The sequence below is a fragment of the Gemmatimonadota bacterium genome (assembly GCA_009838845.1).
In the GTDB taxonomy this organism is placed as follows: domain Bacteria; phylum Latescibacterota; class UBA2968; order UBA2968; family UBA2968; genus VXRD01.
Genome location: VXRD01000026.1, coordinates 33,928 through 55,287, shown reverse-complemented (window position 1 = coordinate 55,287; position 21,360 = coordinate 33,928). Strand labels below are relative to the sequence as shown.

Below are 21,360 nucleotides of genomic sequence, written 5' to 3'. Positions count from 1 at the left end.
TTAATCCTGCCAGATACCAATTTCCTTGAAATATTTTATCGCACCCGGATGAAAAGGCGTCCCTGTATCTCGAACGATATTCTTGGGATTTATCGCCCTGCCCGCCGGGTGTTTTTTTACGACTTCCGCGCGGCGTTCATAGAGCGTTTTGGTAAAATTGTAAACCGTATCCTCGCTCAAACTCGCCCGCGTGATGAGATGCATAGAACCGACATTCATCCCGGCGAAATCCTCTGCTTGTCCCCGGTACGTATTGGCGGGAATCGTTGCGGCAAAAAAGAAAGGATAAGTCTCAAAAAGGCTTTGTTTGGCCGACTCATCGTAGGGAATAAAATAAATATCCTGAGACGCGCTGGCTTGAGTGATAGAAGCCGTGGGCACTGCGCCCCCTAAAAAAGCAGCCGCAGCCGATCCATCAGCGAGCATGTCAACCGTTCCCGCCTGCGTATTGTGAAGCGGTGTGAAATCGTCATAAGTGACCCCGTGCGCATTCAGGATGGGTCTTAAGAAATACTCAAATCCCGCACCCGCTGGCCCAACGACAACGCGCTTGCCCTTGAGATCGCCCAAACCATTGACACCCGCGCTTTGTGGCGCAATAAAAAGCGCGACATTCGGCGCCAATGTCATAACCGCATTGATATTCTGTTTCTCTCCCCAGGCGCCTTCTCCGCGCACGGCAAAATAGGAAATCGCGGCATTGGCCAGCGCAAAATCCAGTTCCCCACTCGAAAGGCGGCGAATATTCTCCTGCGTACCTTTGGTGGCCTCGGCAGAAACCTCCCAGGGCATGTGATCGTTGACAACCTGGGCAATCGCACCCCCCACAACAAAAAACGCACCACCGGGCGGCGCCGTGCCCACACTGAGAAATTTATCCTCTCGATCCTGAGGCGCGCCACAGCCGATGAACATGGCTACCGCAAAGATGAGTAATGCTTTGTGCCGCATAGCTATCCTCTTTTAATTTGCAGCAATACAATAGAGATGTTCAGTGCCGCGCAAATACAACTCGTCGCCCGCGATAATGGGAGATGCGCCAGTGCCCTCGTCGAGTTTATTTTTAGCGAGTACTTCAAATTCGCTACCGTTCTTGATCACAAATGTCATGCCAGCCAGCCCGGCGAGGTAAATGCGGTCGCTTGTGCCAACCAGCGGAGAGTATATGCGATTCAGGCCCTGGAGTCTCTCGGGACCAAAAACCATTTCGCCTGTTTTGGCATTGAAACAGAACAAAATGTTAGAAGTTTTTCTCATGCTATAGATATTGTTCCCGGAAAGAAGAGGCGAGGAAACATAAGGGGTGAAGTTGCCAGTAACAGTCCACAGAACGGCATCTGTACCCGTAATATCGCCCTTGGCTTTGTCGAGTGAAATCGCCTGCATGGCCGGGTCTCTATGACCACTTGTAACATAGACGATGCCATCGGCATAGACAGCGGTGGGAATGACATTTGACCCCAGTCCCGCGCACTCCCACAAGACATCGCCGGTTTTGAGATCGTAACTTCGGGTCTTTCCACTCGCGCCCACAATAATCTGTTGCGTACCCTTGTGTTCGACAACGATCGGTGTGGTCCACGTCGTTCTTTCCCGTCGCGCCGTGCGCCAGATTTCCTCACCCGTGCGCTTATCCAGCGCGACAATAAACGAATTGCCCTGGTGATCCCAGTTGATAATCAGCGTATTGCCGTGAATCGTCGGCGATGAGCCTTCTCCAAAAGAGCCTGCAACTCTCATATCGCCCAGGTCCTTATCCCATTTCAAATTGCCATCAAAGTCAAAACAGTAAAGCCCCCATGAACCGAAAAATGCGTACAGGTGTTCGCCGTCCGTAACACCCGATGTGGAAGCATAATTAGCCGTTTTATGGGTGCCTTCGTGGGGCAGCGCCTCGCGCACGGTCTTTTCCCACACCACATCGCCACTTTTGCGGTCCAGTGCAAGCAGCTTAAAGTGATAGATATGAGTGGGCAACGGCTTTCTGGCTGTCTGGGCAACTTCTACGGTTTTGTCGGTCTTAACCGCAGTCTGAACAAAAATTTTATCGCCCCATATAATGGGCGTGGCGTGACCCGTACCCGGAATTTTTACTTTCCATCGGATATTGGTATCTTCGCTCCATTCCACGGGAGGATTGCCCGTATCCACCAGTCCATTTACATTCGGTCCCCGCAGGTGGGGCCAATTCTGTGTTTCCTTCGCCGCATGGTGTTTTGCCTGAACCAGAATCGGAATGAGACAAAAACCCATCAAAATCAAAATCCATTTCTTCATCGCAAACTCCTTTCTGTGATGTGATATTTTGCAATTTAGAGATTCAAAATATCTGTTTAATGAATGGTTGTCAAACCTTTCTTTTTTATTTACGTTGGAGATAGAGATCTGGCGGACTAACATCTAACAACTAAAAAAAGGAATTTTATGCCTGCTCCTCTTTATCCCAAACCCATTCGATGGTGGCCCGCTATTGCGATCGCCGCATTGATGATCATTGTATTATCGGCAATCTGGATTCCCGACAGGCCAAACCGCCAGATGCAGGTTATGCCGACCATACTCGTCTGCTCAATCGGCTCTATTTTGCTCTGTCTCTGGTTCTTTGCTTTTTCCCGAGCGAGTCGAAAAATCCGCCTGCGGGGTCTAAGTATTCTTATACTCCTGATCATCCTGACAGTTTCATTATTTCAAATTCGCGGTTTTACGGGCGATCTGGCTCCCAAGATAGAGTGGCGCTGGTCTTCTGTTACAGCGATATCCGTGTCGGGACAGTCTTCAGATGGTCCCGATACAGACTATCCTCAATTTTTGGGTCCACACCGCAACGCCATACTCAATGGAATAAAACTGGAGTCCGATTGGGTTCAAAATCCCCCCAAATTACTCTGGCGCGTACCCGTCGGTGAGGCCTATTCCGCCTTTGCCGTTGTTGGCCGCTCTGCCGTGACTCAAGAGCAAAAAGGCGAAGACGAAACCGTTGCCTGTTACGACCTCTTAACCGGAAAAGAGAAATGGCGTCACAGCACGCGTGCGCGATATGAAACCGCGATTGCCGGAATTGGTCCGCGAGCCACGCCAACCATATCGGACAACCGCGTTTATTCTTTTGGCGCAACCGGCATCCTCACCTGTCTCGATTTGGAAACCGGTCGAGAAATCTGGTCACGCGACACCGTGAAAGAAACCAATGCGCGCGTTAAAGAATGGGGCATGAGCGGTTCACCTCTCATTTTAGACGACAAAGTAATCGTGAGTCCGGGCGGACGAAATGAGCAATCGCTGATGGCTTATGACAGAGAAACCGGTGCTATTATCTGGGGAAGTGGCCGTACAAGAGCAGGGCATAGCTCGCCCAGTTTGGCCTCCATAGCGGGAATGGATCAATTACTCATTTTTAACAGGGGGCAAGTCGCGGGTCACGATCCAACCTCCGGCAACTTGCTATGGGAATATCCCTGGACTGGTGGGATGACGCAACACGTTGCCCAACCCATTCCACTACCCGGAGACAGCATCTTTGTATCAACAGGTTATGGTATCGGCAGTGAATTGATTCAAATTGCGAAAAACAGTCGAGATGAATTTACTGCCAAACGGATATGGAAAAGCCCTCGTCTCAAAGCCAAATTTGCCAATATGGTCTATAAAGACGGGTATATTTACGGACTGGACGACGGCGTCCTCGTGTGTTTGGATCTGGCGGATGGGCAACGCAAATGGAAGCGAGGGCGCTACGGGCACGGGCAACTCATTCTCGTAGATGACCTCTTGCTCATCCAGACCGAATCGGGCGATGTCGTGCTCGTCGATGCCTCGCCAATTGAACACAATGAACGCGCGCGCTTTCCCGCTCTGGACAACCACACCTGGAACGCACCCACATTTGCCGCACCCTATCTCCTCGTGCGAAATGATCGAGAAGCAGCGTGCTATGAACTTTCACTTAAAAAAATAAATTAACGCGCCTCACATCTCCTGTTTCAACGCGGGCAATAAAGGTGCTCGCAGGGCGAAGAAAACAGCTATCGCGCTTGCGATGAGGCCCGCGCCGTATATGATGACAAGCGTGAGAGCCAGCGATCCCCAGGGAATTAACGCACCATAGCTCATGACATGGGGCGCTACTGCAATAAGCGCGGAGACGCTGCCAATAGCCAGACCCACGAGCATTAAAAACCCATTCTCCGCGAGCAACATGCGCGACAGCACAGCGCGGCGAAAGCCAAAGGCTCGCAGAACCGCCAATTCACCGCGTCTTTCAATAACATTTCTCAATAGAACGATTCCCAATCCGAGCGTGCCCAACAGCAGTCCCAATCCCCCCAGTGTTTGAAAGGTGGAGAGATACGTGTTTTCGACCTCCTGAAAATGCGCGAGTTTTTGTGTTGTAGATACGGCGTCTAACCCGATATCTTTTAATCGGCTTTCCACAAGCGCAGTAAGCTGAACGGGTTGTTGTGTTTCAACGAGAAAAGCACCATACCCACTCTGGTCGGGAAAGTGCCGCAAAAAATTGTCTTCGGAAATCAGCAATTCACTTTGAAAAATACTCGTCTTTAACAAGCCCACCAGTCTCAACTTGACTGTTCCCCCCATCTCATTCTGCAACACAATATCATCGCCTAATTGCTTGTGCAAGATCCACATAGCCGAATTGTAATCCCCAATTGCCGGGATCACATCTGCACCCAAATCCTCGGATAATAGAGTCCAGGGATTTTCCACTTCGGTACTCGTTTGCTGAAACGTAAAACCACCTCGCTGACGCAAAGCTTCGGGAACACCCAGAACGCGCGGGCTGTCGGGCTTGTAAAGATTGAGGCAACTCGCATCTTCACCCGGCAAAACGCGCAGCGGGATGAACTGCGCCTGATTCAAAAGTTCTGCATCTGTTTGCGAAAACCCGAGTTCAAATTGTCCTTCTTTTGAATTGAAATCCCGATAAATCGGCACATCAACTTCGGCGATGAGAGCAAAGCCACCCGTGCCAGAGGCTTTGTCCTGCGCGATATTTTGAGTCAGATCAGTTCGCCTGTTCGCGCCTACTGCAACAATGACAAAACACGCACAACCGATGAGTGAGGCACACAGCAAACTTCGCGCGGGTTGCCGCTTGCTATTTTGCACCCCCATCCCAATAATACCTTCTCTCACAGAGCGATGCCCGCGTCTAAACCAGAGCGAGAGAAAGCACAATCCCGAAACCATCCACAGCGCGCCACTAACGAAAAACAAACCCGTACCCGCCGATGGATCCACCACCACAGCACCCCCCAGACTAAACGCGGCGAGTATGAGGCTACTCAGGGCATACCATTTTGTGCGCGGCTTTGCGCGCACCGCTTCCGTAACACCCGATAATAATGCGCGAACAGAAATATTGCCCAAACGGCGCAGCGTGAGCCAGATTGCCAGCAGGATCACGATCAGTGAAATAGCATAGCCCAGCAACAAACTCGATGCGTGGATATGGAGCGCGAGATCAGACGTACCAACCGCGCCAACCCAATAAGTGCGCAATCCCACTATAATCAGATAGGCATAGAAAACACCGCCTATTAGCCCTGTGATACCGCCCACACCGGCCAGCACAAGGCTCTCGCAACTAAAGAGTCGGCGAATTTTTTTTCCCGTATATCCCGACACCATCCGCATCCCGACTTCTCTGCCTCGCTGCTCCACACTCAGGCGAAATAATAATCCGACCAGAAGAGCTGCGGAGATGATCAGGAATTGACTGAATGCAATAAACAGCCCGCTAAAGTCCGTTGCCCCCGCAGAAGCGGCCAGACCCTGTTGTTTGACGGGCTGAAATGTCAGACCAACCGATTCGGGCGCAATATTTTTCAGCAAGCGATCCTCAAATCGCTTCGCCGTTGTTTCGATATCCTCTCCCGCAATAGCCCCAATGCGTATGGCGGTTAATACGCCAAATCGACTTTTCCACAATCGCTGCCCAGTCGCGGCGGATACAAAGGCTTTTGGCGCGTCGCGATAGGTATCCCAATAATCTTCATCCTCGGGACGAACGCGACTCAGATCTATGGGAAAGGGGGCTTCCCAATCTGCCATATTATTTGCATCACCAAGGCCAGGATAATCGGGAGACAACTTTTCATCTGCGCCCAATCCCGCCATTGCAACAATGCCCTTGAGCTGAAATATCGCCCAACGGGTCAGGAGTTTTTCCCCAGGAGCGACTTCGTAATAGGCAACTTTCACTTCATCGCCAACCCGTGCGTTCAAATCCTCAGCCGCCCAGGTATTCAGCAAAATATCGTCTTCCCCGAGTTGTAGTAATCCATCTACAAGCTGAAAAGTCCCCAAATTCCCAACATCTAACGCAGAAATTGTAGAATAGGGCAATTCTCTCTCCCCCACCTGCGTGGTATTCGCCAGATAGGTGAGAATGGACATATGGGGCGCGTTTAATTCGGCAGATACTTGTTGAATAGTTTCCGCAATATGGGATTTGAGAATAAACTGCGCGCTCTCAATAGCGAAATAATCGGTCTCTCGGCGGATGATAATGCCGAGATCATCGGGCGTTGCAACGCGGGAAAGTACTTCCTGAACGTCTGTATCAGAATCACCCGACACCAGCAGTGTATTCACGCGGCCTCTTTGCCCCAACGCTTTTTGCAAAACCGGCAGCGATAGGTATGCATTGAGCGGAACGGTCTGGCGGGCGAAAAGACCAAAGCGCCCCATTCCCCTATCGGGTAGTACGCCTGCGAGCGTCAGTCGAATTGTTTGAACTGCACCATCAGCACGTCCAAATAGCGATTCGCGGTGAATATCATCTGATTGTTCAAAAGACAACAGAATGGCATCGCCAATCTGTGCATTGAGTTCTTTTTGGAGGGATTCGTTGACAACAACCGATGGAAATATTCCCTCAATCGTCAACTCGGGCAATATTTGATCAAACAGATTTGCAAAGCGATTGTCAATACCCTGAATTTGAACGCGAGAAGCCCGCGTATTCGATCTTGCGTGAACAGCCGTTCCACTCAGACTGATAGCCGATACAACATCCTGAGTGTCGAGTTCACGCTCGAGATCGCGCTCCAGATGTGCGCGAAAAAATCGCTCGGATATCAGAGCGTGGTCAATTTTGCCCAGACGACTCAGCGACAAATCCCGCAAGCTGCCGCGCACGGAATCACCCACGATCAAAGCACCTGTCAGAACAGCTGTCGCCACTGCCACGCCGAGCATAACAGCCAGATTAATTCGCCAGAAATAGATCAGACTTCGACGCACGTTCCCCCCTGTAGATCAAACCGCCGCTCAAAGCGATGAGCGAGTACCGAGCTGTGCGTCGCGCAGATCAGAATATTATTTTCTCGCTTGTGCAATTCAAACAGCAGATCGGCTATTTCTTCTGCTCGCGCCCCATCCAGGCTACCCGTTGGTTCGTCGCACAAGAGCAATGCTGGGGAATTGATGAGGGCACGCGCAACAGCTGTGCGCTGTCGCTCGCCGCCGGATAATTCAGCGGGCCGGTGATCAATGCGATGCGACAAGCCCACGCGATCAATAATCTCTCGGGCGCGGTCTCGCGCATCGCCATTTTTAAATGCCAGCGTCGGAATCAAAACATTTTCCAGAACCGAATATTGCGGCAAAAGATGGTGCTCTTGAAACACAAATCCAATCCCCTGATTTCTAAACCGCGCGAGTTCGATTTCAGATAATGCAAAGGGATCCTCTCCCTCAATTTTGAGGCTACCCTCAGATGGTCGGTCCAGCGTACCCAGCACATGCAACAAGGTGCTTTTCCCCGACCCCGAAGGTCCCATAACACTCAGCGATTGCCCCGCCGCCATTTCAAAGGATATATTCTGCAGAACATTTACATCGCCGAAGTGTTTAGAAAGCTGCTCAACTTTTAGTGCCATTCTGGACCTCTTAGATATACTATTCCGAGACCTGTATTTGATCCGCAATAAAATCTGGAATCGGTATGGACCTGATTTTTTCGCCGGGATTGCATATACAACATACCGTACTCAATTCTCCACTGGCAATCGCCGTCTCTCCGCGAAAAAAATCAAACCGATAGGTCAGCGATTTTGTGCCCTTGCGTATCACCTTCAGATGAATATCCAGCACATCTTCAAATACGACCGGACTGAGATATGTACACGTCGCCTCCAACCTCGGCCATCCAATTTTATTTCCATCCCATTCTGTTGAAACACTCGTCCCCAACGCGCGCAAGAAAGCGTGCTCGGCCGCTTCCATAAAGACAAAAAACCGGGAAAAGTGTACAATCCCGGCCATGTCCGTATCGGAAAATTCTACCCTGCGAGTGGTGTGAAATTCACTGTGCATAGTGCTCAATCAAGACGAAGGTTTAAATAAGGTCACCAGACAACCTCCCAGCGCGGCCAGTATAATGCCCAACACAAATTGCCAGTTCAAACCGCCCCACCCACCTGCTGGCGGATGCAAGATGAGGGATACGACGGCATTGACCATAGGCGCGCCAGCAAAAACAATGGACATAACCACGGGCGGCGTCCCCTTTGCACCAAAGGCGAGGAGCACACCAAACGCGCCAATAGCACCCACAGTACCAGCCAGCAGCGACCAGGTCAGCCCCTTTGTCGGAAATGACCAGTCCGACCCGTTGATCGCCAGCACGATGAGAGATCCAATAACAGCCGTCACAAGATAGGCAATACCCACAAACAGAAACGCCTTATAGCGTCCATTTTCGGGATCGCCCATAGCGATCTGCCCGGTGTGCAGAAAAATCCCGTACAAACCCCACGCGCCCACAGTCAACAACGCAAAAATCAACCACGTAAGTCCAGAAGATGAAGTCGGCATTTGCCCCCCCGTGTTAAGTTGAATCCGTCACATACTGACGATATACCGCCAGTGTTGCTTCCGCCATATCGTCGTCGCTAAAATTTTGATGTACAGCTTCTTTCCCTTTTTGCCCCATCGCCTCCCGCCCCTCTTTGTCGTTCATCATCCGCAGCAACCCTGCCGCCAGTGCCTCTGAAGAATCTGGCTCTACCAGAATTCCCCCACCCGTTTTTTCAATCCATTCTGGAAAAATACCGTGCCGGGGCTGAACAACGGGAACGCCATTGGCCATAGCTTCGAGCAACGATAGCCCTTTGGGTTCTTTATAAGGCGTAGGCACGGACAAGATATGGATGCTATTCAGGAATGCAATTTTTTCTTCTCGATTGACTTCCCCGCGATAATCAAAAACATCGGAAAGTCCCCGGGATGCGACTTGTTCGCATACGTGCTGAAAATACGGCGCATCTCTTTGTCCGAGATAACCGGCAACACTGAGTTTTACATTCTCCTTGCCGACTTGTTCTGCCAATTGATGAAACGCATCAACCAGCGCATGCAACCCCTTCTCGGGACATATGCGAGCGAGATAACCAATCGCAAAAGGCAACGGGTCTGGCTTTACATCGCTTTCTCCATGTCCGTCTAATTTGATACCCAAAGACGCAACGTGAATGCGATTGCGCGGTACATCGAGATAACCAGCCATAAAATCGGCATAATAATCACAAGTGGCTACAAATCCATCGACATCTCTTGCTCGATCTCGCAAGCACTGCCGCGCCTCCGATTTATACGGTTCTATCAATCCTTCGAGGAAAATATCTTCCCCTTGCAGAGAGCACAAAACGGGAATACCGAGTTCCCGTTTCATTTCTCTCGCCATGCCCAAAAACATCGAATTGGTCAATTGCACAAGATCTGGTCTAAAATCCTCTTTCAACCAGCGCACCAGCTTTGCGAGTTCTTTTTTTTGTGCGCCATCTTCCCCCTCTAAAACCGATACAGTGAGCGCGCCGAGGTCTTCCGCACGCGTTGATCCACTAAAACGGGCGAGACTATTGAGCAGTGCTCGGCTATTCAATAATCTATCGACAAAAGAGGGCGTGTGCCGAAAAATACCCATTTTCTGCTGGAGATAAACATTTACGCCGCCGTAAAACACTCGATCAATACTCGCGCCCGGTTCATCGGTCCGCAGCGGTGTGTACGTCGGAATAAGCGCGAAATCTATTCCCTTGCGCTGAAGCGCAGAGGCCAGCGCATTGTCGTGAATACAACTGCCACAATACATGCCCGCCGCACCTGCGGCAATATAAGCAATTCGCATATACAGCAATCCCGTTTAAGCAGATACCTCAGCGTAGTGATCCACAGTCTCGGGCAGATCGCACATTTGTCCCATAGGTTCAAAAATAGGAGTGACATCCTCGCGATAGACATTGCCTTTTAAAATATTGATAATGCCATCTATACATTCCGGATGCGATTTTAAAAATTTGGCAAAACTGAAATCTTTAGTATAAAAAGCATAGACCAATTTGCGAATCGCCTCCATGCCCGGAAGAAATTCTGATCCCCATTTGCCGAGTTGCTCGGCGGAGAAATCGCGTTTTTCAATGGCCTCGTGGATCGCATCGGCGGCCATCTCGCCCGATTTGAGCGCGAGGAACACACCCGAGGAATAAACGGGATCGATAAAACCAAAAGCATCGCCCACCAGCACCCATCCCTCACCCGCGACAGTATTGGATCGGTATGAAAAGTCCTGCGTGACTTTCATCGGAAATAACTGCTCTGCCCCGGCGAGCCGTTCTTGCATGCGGATGCACTTATCCAGCTCTTCTTCGAAAATTTCCTGTGGGGTTCTCTTGCGGTTTTGCAGCAAATAATCCAATCCCCCAACAACGCCCACGCTGACCACATCATCTGCCAGCGGGATGTACCAGAACCAGGAGTCCTTGTCTTGCGTATGTAAAATCAGCGTTGCACCTTCGTCAATCCCCTCATCGCGGAACGCGCCTTTGTAGTGCGTGAAAATAGACGCCTTTTTGAGCTTTGGCTCAATCGTCTTGGTCTTTAGCCTCCTCGAAATAAGCGCGCTTCGTCCCGTCGCATCTACGATGACACTGGCAGACACATCACTGATCTGTCCATCGCGGTATCTCACCTGAACACCCGTTGCGCGCTTCCCACTAAAATGCACCTGATGCACACTCGCCCCCTGCACGACCTCGGCGCCTTTCTCGCGGGCATTATCCATCATCATAAGATCAAATTCGCTGCGCAACACCTGATAGGTGATAGAACTCTCGTGAGGATCGTGTAAATGAAAATAAAATGGCGCAGAGCCTTTTCCCGATCCGCTGAAAAACTGAACACTATATTTTTTCACAAACGCACTTTTTTTTAGCTTATCCAGCAGCCCCAACCGCTTGAATGACCAGTAAGTACCCGGCATCAGGGACTCGCCAATCTGAAACCTGGGAAACTCCTCCCGCTCCAGCAATAGTACGCGGTGTCCATATTCAGCGACAAGCGCGGCTGTCGTACTCCCCGCAGGTCCCCCGCCTATAACAACAACATCGTATTGATCTGCAATCATAGAAATGCTTTCTATTAAATTAAACTCGATGATCTGTAAACCGTCTCGCTTTAAGTTCAAATCTCGGCAACGTATTGTGTGGCACGGTTTGAACGCTGGCGCGTATGCCCAGAATATGTCGCACCTCTCTACCTATCGCATCGGAAATTGCACCCGCCTCTCCGCCATTTAATTCGATGCGAATTTTCATATCGTCCATTTCGCGTTGTCGATAAATATCTACCGCAAACTCTGTCACTTCGGGAAATCCCCGCACGATATTTTCAATCGCGCTGGGATAAAAATTGACGCCGCGGATAATCAACGCATCGTCGATACGTCCAATCACGCCCCCTTCCAGACGCGAGAAACTCGAACCGCAACCACAGATTTCTGCATTCAGCTTTACGCGATCTCCCGTGCGATAGCGGATAACGGGCATGCCAGCGCGTCCCAAATTGGTAAGCACCAACTCCCCCTCTCTCGCTTGTTCGCCCGTATCGGGATCAATCACTTCGCAAATAAATTCGGCTTCGTTGATATGCATGCCATCTCGAAACGCACATTCAAATCCCCACGCACCCACCTCAGTCGCTCCGGCGTGGTCATAACAACGCGCTCCCCAGACCTGTTCAATGCGTCGTCTGGTCGCAGGCAACCCCGCGCCGGGTTCGCCTGCGTGAATTGTAGTCTGAACACTCCCACCTGCAATATCAAAACCTTCGGCCTGAGCCACCTCTGCCAGATGCAGGGCATATGTCGGCGTACAGATCAGAACAGTAACCCGATGATCCTGAATCGCCTGCAAACGCTGAATTGTGGACATAGACCCACCGGAGATGGACATCGCACCCATTAAACGCGCGCTCTCATGCCCGGTCCAGAATCCGATAAAAGGGCCAAAGGAAAAGGCAAAAAACAGTCTGTCATTTGCCGTCACGCCCGCCCCGCGATACACATAAGTCCAGCAACGCGCAAACCAATCCCAACTCTCTACCGTATCCAACCAGTTCAAAGGCTCTCCCGTAGTCCCCGATGTTTGATGGACGCGAACATAGTGATCTGGCGGAAACGTCAGATTACTGCCATAAGGGGGATACGCCATCTGATCTGCTGATAATTCCTCTTTGGTCGTGAAGGGCAACAGCCTGTAATCATCGCGCGTCTGAATATCCTCGGGTCGATAAATACCCGCTCGATTCAACTTATTGCGATAAAAATCATTGCCATTCAGCACTGAAGACAGCATACCTCGCAACCGCTTCAACTGCCGCTGCCAAAGCGCATTTCGATCTGGGGTCAAGTCGGGCATAGTTCAAATATTGACTTCAAAAGCACAGTACAGGCCAAATGGATTGGCCGGAATAATTGAAGCGGAGCCAAAGCCGCGCGTTTCGTATTCCTGATTGGTCAAATTTTTGGCGTTAATGCGAAATTTTATCAGCCTGTACGCATAAGACACCGAGGCATCCAGCGTCAGCACATTCCCAATCTGAAATTGATTGTCTTCGGCAATAAACTGGCTGGCAACATAGCGCGCGCCAATCCCAAATTCCAATCCATTGTCAAATCCTCTCGCCGTCCACACATTAAAAATATGACGCGGCGAAAAAGCCGCCCTATTTCCCGAACGATCCATAAGCTGGTATGTAATACCCGTTTGCGTAAACACGGGAACAAATTCGGCAAAGCGCGTGAGTGTGGCATCGGAAAATGAGTAGGACAAAAATGTGTGCCAATTTCTCACGGGGCGCATCATCACTTCAAGCTCAACACCGCGAGACCTCTGATCCCCATCTTGTTTTGTAACGCCTGTTGCATCGGGAATGCCAATATTGTTTTTTGTCAAATGATAAACTGCAAGGCTCGCGTGTAGGCGGTTATCCAACAGGTATTTTTTCGCGCCCACTTCCATCTGGAAACTCTCTTCTGTTTCTCGCGGACCTGCGACCAGGCTCGAAGGAGGCGCAAATGCTTTACCCGCATTGGCGTAAAACGAAAGATCCTCCTTAAGCGAAAACACCATGCCAGCCATAGGACTCAGTTTGTTGTAATTGCGCGTCGTGGAAGTCACGGGATCATCGTAATCAATACGGTCATATCGCACACCTACAAATGCCTGATAACATGGACAAAAGACAATGCGATCCACGACATAGGGCGCGACAACGCGGCTTTTTGAATCTGCTCCCTGCGATTGCCCTGGAATATAAAAATAAGGCTGGCTCGCGGTTTCCACGGGGTTGAACACGTCGATATTGGGCAAAGCAGCCACATCTAAGGTAAATTTGTCTCTCCACTGCATCAGTTCCAGTCCGGTAAGCAGCGTGTGTTCTACGTGGCCCGTGCGGAATGTAGAAAGCAGTTCAAACTGATTGCCCAACACTTTCTGATGGTCGTCCAATAGAACAAGTGAGCGCAAGATGTCCAGACTGCCCTGGGCATTGGGGAAAACGCCGTTGAACAATGTGCCCTGAGACACCCATGAAAAATCGGTATAATAGAGCTTGTTGCGAAGCGTAACCCGCTGCGATAAGCGCGACTGAAGATCGACGCGCGCCCGATAAATATCTTGATCTGACGCATCAAAAGGCGATTGATACGATTGTGTGCGCGGCACATCTGCGACCGCCTCATTAATAATGGGCAGGCCTGAATCCGATTTGTACCTGCTGGTGACATATTCAAAATTGGCGGTCACTGTGGTTTTGTCACTGGGCCGCCATGTCACCGCGGGATTTACAGCCCACAAGCCGCTGTCTTTATCGTCTCGATAGCTATCAGATACCTGCCGTAGTGCATTGACGCGCAAAGCAATACCCTGATCGACATCCGCCCAATTTGCATCTACTGTTCCTCGTCCTGTCTTGTACGGACCGTAAGAACCCCCGACCTGGAACGCATTTGTAAAAATCGGTTGTTTGCGATTCAGATTCACCGATCCAGAAAGCGGATTGCCCCCGTATAAAAATGCCCCCGGACCCTTGAGCACCTCTACGCGCTCCAGATTGTAAAGATTGTAAAACGTGGCTTCTGGCTCCGATGCGCCATCGGTGAGCACCAGCCCGCTGGAAAGCGAATCGAACCCGCGAATGACGAAGAAATCCGTAACGCCAAATACGGTCTGAATATTGACCCCGCTCACATTCCGCAGTGCATCCCCCAAAACCACGCCGCTTTGATGTTGAAATAACCCGTGATTAACTACACCGATACTCGCCGGTGTCAAACGAATTGGGACGGGGACCTTGGTCGCGATAGTGCTCACGGTAGGCACTTTTTCCTTGCTCTCCGTCACCACGATCTCTTCCCCCGCATAAACGGGCAGTTCTTCCTTCTTCTCATCCTCTTCTGTATTTTGCGCAAAAATAAGATTACTCGTCAGGCCCAGAATACAGACAAAAATCAAAAGCTGTCGAAAATAACGCATAGCAATTCTCCGATTATCGGTTGTCCCCCGGCCTCTTCCGACTATTATTCGCTCTCCGTGTCCGCAGGTTTCGCCTGCGTGCCCGATACATCCATGCATACAATCCTATGCATATCGCGCACAAAAATTTTGCCATTGGCAAGTGTTGGTGGTGTCCAGCATTTGCCCGAAAGCACTTGCGCACTGACCTTTTCCCGAAAACCCGTAGGCGATGCATCTGCCAATGCGAGTTTGCCTTTATCGCTCAAAATGATCAAATGTCCATCGGCATAAATAAGCGTCCCTTTGCCATACCCCCGGCGTTTCCACTGCTCCTTGCCAGTCTCTGCTTCAATACATTTCAAAATTGCATTGTCAAAACCGTAGATATAGTCGCCGATCAGGAGCGATGTTCCAAAATGGTTTTTCATACCGCGGCTTTCCCACACCTTTTTAACGCTCAAACCATCTCCCTCCTGGGATATTTGCAACAGAGCTGCCCCGTGGTCATAACCCGAAGAAATAAATATGCGATCTGGAGGCACTAAAATTGGCGTAGCAACATTCAAGTCATAAGATGTGTACCAGGGAAATCGCCAGTAGAGCGAGCCATCCGCGGGAGAAAGCCCAACCGCGGCTTCGCCCGAAACAAAAACCACCTGGCGAATACCCGCAATATCTACAGCAATAGGCGATGAATAAGACACTACATCTCGTTGAGACGCCCACTTGACAGTGCCATTTGTCTTATCCAAAGCGATAAATGTCCCCTGCCGTGTGCCCACTTCTAAGAGCAACAAATCGCCTTCGACCAGCGGCGACGTCGAAAAACCAAATTTTGGCACGCGACTGCCCAATCCATCGTAGAGATCGACCAGCCAAAGTTTTTTGCCATCTTTTGCATTGAGCGCGTACAACCAGCCTTCGGCACTGAGCACAAAAACCCGATCGCCATCCACAGTGGGCTGAGAACGGGGACCATTCCCACCTTGCCGCTCATAGTATTTGGCACCGGTCCTGAAACGCCATATTTCCTCACCCGTTTTTTCCTCGAGGCAAACGGCAAATTCATCTTCACCGGCAGAGAACATAGTATAGACCCGTCCCTCTGCGACCGAGATACCGGAAAACCCCTCTCCGAGTTCTTTTTCCCACACAACCGTTGGACCATCTTTTGCCCAGGTTGTCAACAACCCCGTTTCAGAAGAAATACCCGTTCGGTTGGGTCCCAACCATTGGGGCCAATCCGCATGTGCGGAAGAAAAGCACAGCACAACAGCGAGTAAAAAATAATACCTGTATATCATATATCCCCCATAGTTAGTGGTAGTGATCACTCATGTATAGCGCGAATTGCGATATTTTTCGTGGTAAAATTCGGGCAGCAACTGATCGACGCGCAAAAGTCCCTCCCGGCTCAGAGTGATACTCTGCGAATCGAAATCCAGCATCTCGTATTCCCTGAGCTTCTGATAGGCATCACCAAATTGCTGCAAAATATTGACACCAAATTTATCCTGAAAATACGCTGTTTCAATCCGCCCGAGCTTGAGTTGCAAAATCATTTCCCTTATCAGACGCTCTTCTTTTGTCGGCACAAAAGATCGATTGAGCGGAAGTTGTCCTTTATCAATAGTTTCGATATAGGGATCCCAGTGCGTCTGGTTTTGAAAATGCATACCTCCCACATGTGAAAAAGAAGCCACACCCGTACCGATGAGATCCGCACTACGCCACAGAGCATCTCGATAGACGAATTTGTTCAGGCGACCTTTTTTCACCAGCGTATAAGCACTCGATGTTTCATAGCCCGCTTTGGCAAACTCTTCAATCGCGTAATTGTGCCACGCGCGCTTGGTAGCCCAATCCGCGACCTGCAACCCCCCTCCATCGCGTATCGCTTTTGAATACGTCGTATTAAACGGCAACTCCATCTGATAAATAGTGACGCTATCCGCGTCGAGATCAATGGTGCCCTGCACCGTATCTCGCCACGTCTCCCATGTCTCCCCAACCATACCGGAGATTAAATCTACATTGACCTGTGCAAATTCCTGCGCCTTGACCCAGGGCATAGCCCTGTAAATTTCTTTGCTGACGTGTGCGCGACCATTCTCCTGCAATATACCGTCGTTTAAATTCTCCAATCCCAGGCTCAAGCGCGTGACGCCAATCTCTCGAATAGCCTCCACTTTGGATTTTGACAGCGTACCCGGTTCGCATTCAAATGCCACTTCTTCCGCATCATCCCATGGCATCACAGCCTTGACCCGGTCAACCAATACCTTCAAGTGTTTGACACTAATATAAGACGGCGTGCCACCGCCAAAATAAACGAAGTGCAATTTTCGCCCTGCAATACGCGGCAATGCGCTATAAGTTTCCACTTCTTTTGCCAGGGCATCCAAATACGTCTGAATTTCCGTACTATTTCGATCTGTATAAACCCGAAAATAACAGAACTTACACCGTTTTCGGCAAAATGGAATATGCAGGTAAAGGCCCATAGGAACTTCTCTATCCCCCGAATCAGATGTGTGCAACATCTCTTCAATGCGCGCCGTATTTTCATCGCGCCAGAAAGAGTAAGGCGGATAATTGGAAACAAACACGCTACCAACATCTGTCTCCTTCCACACTTTGCGGGTTGTCGCTGGCTCTGGAATCTGAATTTGCTCGCTCATTCTTCCGCCTTTCCAAAACAATATAACGTCCCATCTGTTGTGCCAATAATCAGCCGCTTGCGCGCCACACTCGGCGAAGCAATAAATCCCGATCCGGTTACAAACTCCCAATCGGATTCTCCAGTCTCGAGATTTAACGCCACAATTTTTCCATCCATTGTACCTGCAAAAACGCGATCTCCCACCACAACGGGAGACGCTTCAAATCGAGAGCGGGATGTGTAGGTCCACAAAATATCCCCCGTATCGGGATCAAGCGCGTGAACCATCTTGTCGCGCCCTGCAACAATAACCCGTTCAGGAGTCGTAGATGGCGATGCGAAATAGGGAAATTTCCGCTGCGGGTGTTCGTATCTCCAGGCAATCTCTTTTGCGTTTAAATCAATGCACAAAACCTGGCTCTCATAAGTCCCCACATAAGCGCGCGTCTGATGAACGGCGGCACTGGCCCCCACATAAGCACCGAGTTCAATTTGCGATTGTTCTTTTCCACTGGCAATATCGATAACGCGCAAGAGGCCATCACACCCCGCGATCAGCGTATGCGCTTGTGCGATAGCCGGCATACCGTGAACATAACCATCCGTTTCTATTTTCCACAGCAAAGACCCGTCGTCCGGCGCGAGGCAGTATAAGAACTGATCATAAGACCCAAACAGGACGCGGTCCCCGGTTGCATTTGCCGAAGAGATAATCTCCCCATCCGTTTGAAACGTCCAAAGTGCGTTACCTGTCTGTGCATCAACAGCGTGAAAAACGCCATTGCCATCGCCGAAAAACACGGCTTTTTCAAAAACCAATGGCGACGATTTGATCTCACCCGTAGCCGAATACGTCCACTTGATCGCACCACTATCAAAATCAAAAGCGTACAGCTTTTCATCCAACCCGCCCACATACACCGCGTCTTGCCAAATTGCGGCGGTGGATTCAATCCCTATTTCGATCTGTGCCGTCCACAACACATCCAGCTCAGCGGGCAAGCTACTATTTGCAACACCCGTAGATTGTGCATCCCCGCGGAATCGGCTCCATTCTTCTGCATGGACGGGAATTAAAAATAAATAAAAGATAAGAAAAAAAAGAAGCACTCTCATTGCGTATCAATACACAGATTCGTAAAGCGCGAGAAAATTATCTTCATCCACGGGCCTCGGATTAAAAGTACCCGTCCATTGTTCAGTGGCATCTTTTGCCAGCATGGGGAGGCTGTCACGCGATACACCGAGATCGCGCAATCGAGAAGGCAGATTTGCACATCCTTTCAAAAAAGCGATCTGCTCGACGAGTTCATCAACATCGGATCCGAGTCCACGATAGCGCGTGCCTGCGGTTTCTCCATTAAATTGGACGACAGCGGGCAGCATAAGTGCCACAGCGACACCATGTACAATACCAAAATGCGCGGTCAATGGATTGGCACACGCATGGGCTGCACCCAACATGGCATTCTCAATAGCCGCACCGGCAAAGTGCGCGCCCAAAAGCATTTTACTTCTCGCCTCGCTATCGGAAGCATCCTTCAGCACGCTTTCAAAACTCGATGAAAGCAATTGCCACGCCTTTTGTGCGAACATCATAGAAATAGCATTGCGGCGCGTGCAAACATAACTTTCGATAGCGTGTGCGATGGCGTCTATACCCGCTGCTGCTGCGACATCTTTTGGCACACTTTCAACCAGCGAAGGATCGAGAATAACACTCCTGAATCTCGCCTTTAGATCGCCACAGGCCATCTTAACATGCGTTTTTGTATCGGCAATAAGCGCGTAGGACTGCGCTTCGCTCCCCGTGCCCGCAGTGGTTGGAACTCCAATAGAGGGCAACATGGGTTTTGTCGCATGTCCCATACCCCGATAATCTGCCATTTGTCCGCCGTTAGTCAGGATAAAATTGATCCCCTTGGCGCAATCCATCGCACTGCCTCCTCCCATCCCGACGATCAGATCAATAGTCCCATGCGCTTTTGCAAACGCGACACCGGCATCTATATGCGCAGTCGTGGGATTTTCGTCCGCACCATCAAATACAAAAAAATCCAGGGAAGCGCGTTGAAGTAGCGCAATCGCACGGTCTGCAAGCCCGGCACTTACAATCCCTGGATCGGTAACAAAAAGTATGCGGCTTCCGCCCAACTCTTTTGATAATTTCCCCAATTGCGCGAGAGTGCCCTCCCCAAATACCACGCGCGTAGTGGGACAAAAATCAAATGCTTTCATCTCCTAAGCCTGTTTAGCCCATTGCAGCGCGCGCTGACGGTACAGATGTTCGAACAAATTGCCCTCGTGTGGTTGATCCCATGAAATCTGAGGCGTGGGAATCGCACCCACATTGAGTCTTTCTACATGGGGCGAATTGAGCAATTTGTCGATAAATACACGGTCTTCTGTTATTGCTGTCACCACGAGACTCGGTCCAATCTTGCCCAGAATTTCTGACTGCGGAACTTCGACCACGCTCGCGTATGGAAACAAATATTCGGTATTTGCAAGAGGATGTTCAAAATCATCACACCATACAACCGTGGGATTTAAGAATTTCAAGCCATCGATCTCGACCAGCCGATCACCGCGCAATTTCTCGGTCAGATCTTCGGCCCCTGAGGTTTTCAGATGAATGTCTATAGTCGTCGAAATTTGATCGGCGAATGTGGGATTGGTAAATGCCGCGATCTGTGCATCTGGATCATCCAGAGGTCTCCCGACAATTTTTGCCAATCGCTCTGCGAGTGCTTCGGCAATTTCTCGACCATGCGCGGGAACCCACACGCCCGACGCATTGATACAAGAGCGACCGCCATTTGCAGCAATTGAGGCAACCGCGATGTCGAGATAGTCTTCCCACCGGTCTATCACATCTTCGCCAATAATAACCTTACTCTGCCCAGGCCCGTGGATTTCCACGCGGGGATCGTCCAGCCAGGGCGCGACCGTCGCCCCGCCTCCAAAGAGCATGGAGCGACCGCAGCGAAGCAAAATTTCAGTGGCACCACCGTGATCCGTAGGATAAAACCCAAATGCTTCTGGCGGGCACCCCGATTCGATAAACGCCTGTGCAATTCGAAAAGGCGTCCATGGCTCTTCGCGCCCGGGTTTTAGAACGAGGGGCACTTTGAGCGGTATGGATGGAACCCACAGTGCGTGTACCCCCGGCGAATTGCTCGGCAATATAGCCCCGAGAGCATTGGCCTGACAAATGTAGCTGAGAGAGCGACCATCCTGATTGTACCAACCCTCATCGAGCACAGAGAGATCCAACCCACGCGTGAGCCCCCCCAAAATAGCTTCTATCTCCGTACACACGAGTTGAATCTTTTCCATATTCGTGCGGCAGAGGGCTTCGGGCATACCCGTTGTACCAGACACCTGTTTGACATAATCATCGGGCGTCTGGATATGATCGCCAATTGGCAAATCGGCTTCTGCAAATAAGCGCGCAGCTTCGCGGGTTATACCTACGAGTTCGGATACACTCAGCCTGTCGAGCACCTGTTTGTTCGCCGCCGCCCCATTTAAGTCTTTCGCGACCAGCCCCCGATTTGCCTGACTGACCTGAACGAGCGGCTCGCTAGTTTGAATATGCGACACTTCCTGAACGCTCAAACTCGTGTACGGTTCCCCCGCACGTAAAATGGGTAAGTGAATCATAATATCTCGCCTCTTTGAAAGACTAATTATCGCCTCCCTGAAACATTGTAGGGAAGAGATTTATAACCGTCCATCCCCAAGTGTGGCTTTAAATCGCATTGCAGAACATAAAAAGTAGCTTTTCACCCAAATAAAAGCAAGCGCAATAATATGAGTATTTTCACATTGACTCTAAAATACTCACGAGTATATTAAGGTATAGTCTAAAATACT

The 21,360-nt window shown here is 50.3% G+C and carries 16 protein-coding genes; 1 reads left to right on the top strand and 15 read right to left on the bottom strand.

Features of this window, described 5'->3' with window-relative positions:
* Together F4Y39_04145 and F4Y39_04140 are read right to left on the bottom strand one after the other, a co-directional pair.
* Window positions 1-951: a TAXI family TRAP transporter solute-binding subunit gene (locus F4Y39_04145; protein ID MYC12897.1), complete on the bottom strand. Its 951-nt coding sequence runs from the start codon at window positions 949-951 to the stop codon at window positions 1-3.
* Between the two features lie 12 nt (window positions 952-963).
* Complete coding sequence (locus F4Y39_04140) at window positions 964-2,400, bottom strand: PQQ-binding-like beta-propeller repeat protein (GenBank protein MYC12896.1); 1,437 nt, start codon at window positions 2,398-2,400, stop codon at window positions 964-966.
* A gap of 24 nt (window positions 2,401-2,424) precedes the next feature.
* Between F4Y39_04140 and F4Y39_04135 the strand changes: the two genes are divergently transcribed.
* Window positions 2,425-3,960, top strand: coding sequence for a PQQ-binding-like beta-propeller repeat protein (locus tag F4Y39_04135; protein ID MYC12895.1), 1,536 nt, complete (start codon window positions 2,425-2,427; stop codon window positions 3,958-3,960).
* Window positions 3,961-3,966: 6 nt separating this feature from the next.
* Here F4Y39_04135 and F4Y39_04130 read toward each other — a convergent pair whose 3' ends face one another.
* From F4Y39_04130 to F4Y39_04070, 13 genes are all read right to left on the bottom strand, one after another.
* Window positions 3,967-7,266, bottom strand: a complete 3,300-nt coding sequence (locus F4Y39_04130; GenBank protein ID MYC12894.1) for an FtsX-like permease family protein — start codon at window positions 7,264-7,266, stop codon at window positions 3,967-3,969.
* The gene (locus F4Y39_04125; GenBank protein ID MYC12893.1) at window positions 7,251-7,904 is read right to left on the bottom strand and encodes an ABC transporter ATP-binding protein; all 654 of its coding nucleotides are present in this window, start codon (window positions 7,902-7,904) and stop codon (window positions 7,251-7,253) included. Before F4Y39_04125 ends, F4Y39_04130 begins: the two co-directional genes overlap by 16 nt.
* A gap of 19 nt (window positions 7,905-7,923) precedes the next feature.
* A complete protein-coding gene (locus F4Y39_04120) occupies window positions 7,924-8,340 on the bottom strand; it encodes an acyl-CoA thioesterase (protein ID MYC12892.1) in 417 nt (138 codons plus the stop codon).
* Between the two features lie 9 nt (window positions 8,341-8,349).
* A complete protein-coding gene (locus F4Y39_04115) occupies window positions 8,350-8,760 on the bottom strand; it encodes a hypothetical protein (protein MYC12891.1) in 411 nt (136 codons plus the stop codon).
* Between the two features lie 94 nt (window positions 8,761-8,854).
* Window positions 8,855-10,153: a glycosyltransferase family 4 protein gene (locus tag F4Y39_04110; protein MYC12890.1), complete on the bottom strand. Its 1,299-nt coding sequence runs from the start codon at window positions 10,151-10,153 to the stop codon at window positions 8,855-8,857.
* A gap of 15 nt (window positions 10,154-10,168) precedes the next feature.
* Entirely contained in the window at window positions 10,169-11,428 is a 1,260-nt protein-coding gene (locus tag F4Y39_04105) for an NAD(P)/FAD-dependent oxidoreductase (protein ID MYC12889.1), read from the bottom strand.
* A 19-nt stretch (window positions 11,429-11,447) separates the two neighbouring features.
* Window positions 11,448-12,719, bottom strand: a complete 1,272-nt coding sequence (locus tag F4Y39_04100) for a phenylacetate--CoA ligase (GenBank protein MYC12888.1) — start codon at window positions 12,717-12,719, stop codon at window positions 11,448-11,450.
* A 3-nt stretch (window positions 12,720-12,722) separates the two neighbouring features.
* Entirely contained in the window at window positions 12,723-14,936 is a 2,214-nt protein-coding gene (locus F4Y39_04095; protein ID MYC12887.1) for a TonB-dependent siderophore receptor, read from the bottom strand.
* On the bottom strand, window positions 14,882-16,123 hold the full coding sequence (locus F4Y39_04090; protein MYC12886.1) for a PQQ-binding-like beta-propeller repeat protein: 1,242 nt from the start codon (window positions 16,121-16,123) through the stop codon (window positions 14,882-14,884). Before F4Y39_04090 ends, F4Y39_04095 begins: the two co-directional genes overlap by 55 nt.
* Before the next feature lie 30 nt (window positions 16,124-16,153).
* Window positions 16,154-17,500, bottom strand: coding sequence for a coproporphyrinogen III oxidase family protein (locus tag F4Y39_04085; protein MYC12885.1), 1,347 nt, complete (start codon window positions 17,498-17,500; stop codon window positions 16,154-16,156).
* A complete protein-coding gene (locus tag F4Y39_04080; GenBank protein ID MYC12884.1) occupies window positions 17,497-18,597 on the bottom strand; it encodes a PQQ-binding-like beta-propeller repeat protein in 1,101 nt (366 codons plus the stop codon). The genes F4Y39_04085 and F4Y39_04080 overlap by 4 nt, the downstream gene beginning before the upstream one ends.
* 6 nt (window positions 18,598-18,603) lie before the next feature.
* Window positions 18,604-19,719, bottom strand: coding sequence for an iron-containing alcohol dehydrogenase (locus F4Y39_04075; GenBank protein MYC12883.1), 1,116 nt, complete (start codon window positions 19,717-19,719; stop codon window positions 18,604-18,606).
* A 3-nt stretch (window positions 19,720-19,722) separates the two neighbouring features.
* A complete protein-coding gene (locus F4Y39_04070) occupies window positions 19,723-21,147 on the bottom strand; it encodes an aldehyde dehydrogenase family protein (protein MYC12882.1) in 1,425 nt (474 codons plus the stop codon).
* Window positions 21,148-21,360 lie beyond the last annotated feature (213 nt).

What these genes read in the sequence shown, in the direction of transcription:
- F4Y39_04085 (MYC12885.1), bottom strand. Translation starts at nt 17,500, where the DNA reads ATGAGCGAGCAAATTCAGATTCCAGAGCCAGCGACAACCCGCAAAGTG.
- F4Y39_04080 (MYC12884.1), bottom strand. Translation starts at nt 18,597, where the DNA reads ATGAGAGTGCTTCTTTTTTTTCTTATCTTTTATTTATTTTTAATTCCC.
- F4Y39_04135 (MYC12895.1), top strand. Translation starts at nt 2,425, where the DNA reads ATGCCTGCTCCTCTTTATCCCAAACCCATTCGATGGTGGCCCGCTATT.
- F4Y39_04095 (MYC12887.1), bottom strand. Translation starts at nt 14,936, where the DNA reads ATGCATGGATGTATCGGGCACGCAGGCGAAACCTGCGGACACGGAGAG.
- F4Y39_04110 (MYC12890.1), bottom strand. Translation starts at nt 10,153, where the DNA reads ATGCGAATTGCTTATATTGCCGCAGGTGCGGCGGGCATGTATTGTGGC.
- F4Y39_04125 (MYC12893.1), bottom strand. Translation starts at nt 7,904, where the DNA reads ATGGCACTAAAAGTTGAGCAGCTTTCTAAACACTTCGGCGATGTAAAT.
- F4Y39_04075 (MYC12883.1), bottom strand. Translation starts at nt 19,719, where the DNA reads ATGAAAGCATTTGATTTTTGTCCCACTACGCGCGTGGTATTTGGGGAG.
- F4Y39_04090 (MYC12886.1), bottom strand. Translation starts at nt 16,123, where the DNA reads ATGATATACAGGTATTATTTTTTACTCGCTGTTGTGCTGTGCTTTTCT.
- F4Y39_04070 (MYC12882.1), bottom strand. Translation starts at nt 21,147, where the DNA reads ATGATTCACTTACCCATTTTACGTGCGGGGGAACCGTACACGAGTTTG.
- F4Y39_04145 (MYC12897.1), bottom strand. Translation starts at nt 951, where the DNA reads ATGCGGCACAAAGCATTACTCATCTTTGCGGTAGCCATGTTCATCGGC.
- F4Y39_04100 (MYC12888.1), bottom strand. Translation starts at nt 12,719, where the DNA reads ATGCCCGACTTGACCCCAGATCGAAATGCGCTTTGGCAGCGGCAGTTG.
- F4Y39_04120 (MYC12892.1), bottom strand. Translation starts at nt 8,340, where the DNA reads ATGCACAGTGAATTTCACACCACTCGCAGGGTAGAATTTTCCGATACG.
- F4Y39_04140 (MYC12896.1), bottom strand. Translation starts at nt 2,400, where the DNA reads ATGTTAGTCCGCCAGATCTCTATCTCCAACGTAAATAAAAAAGAAAGG.
- F4Y39_04105 (MYC12889.1), bottom strand. Translation starts at nt 11,428, where the DNA reads ATGATTGCAGATCAATACGATGTTGTTGTTATAGGCGGGGGACCTGCG.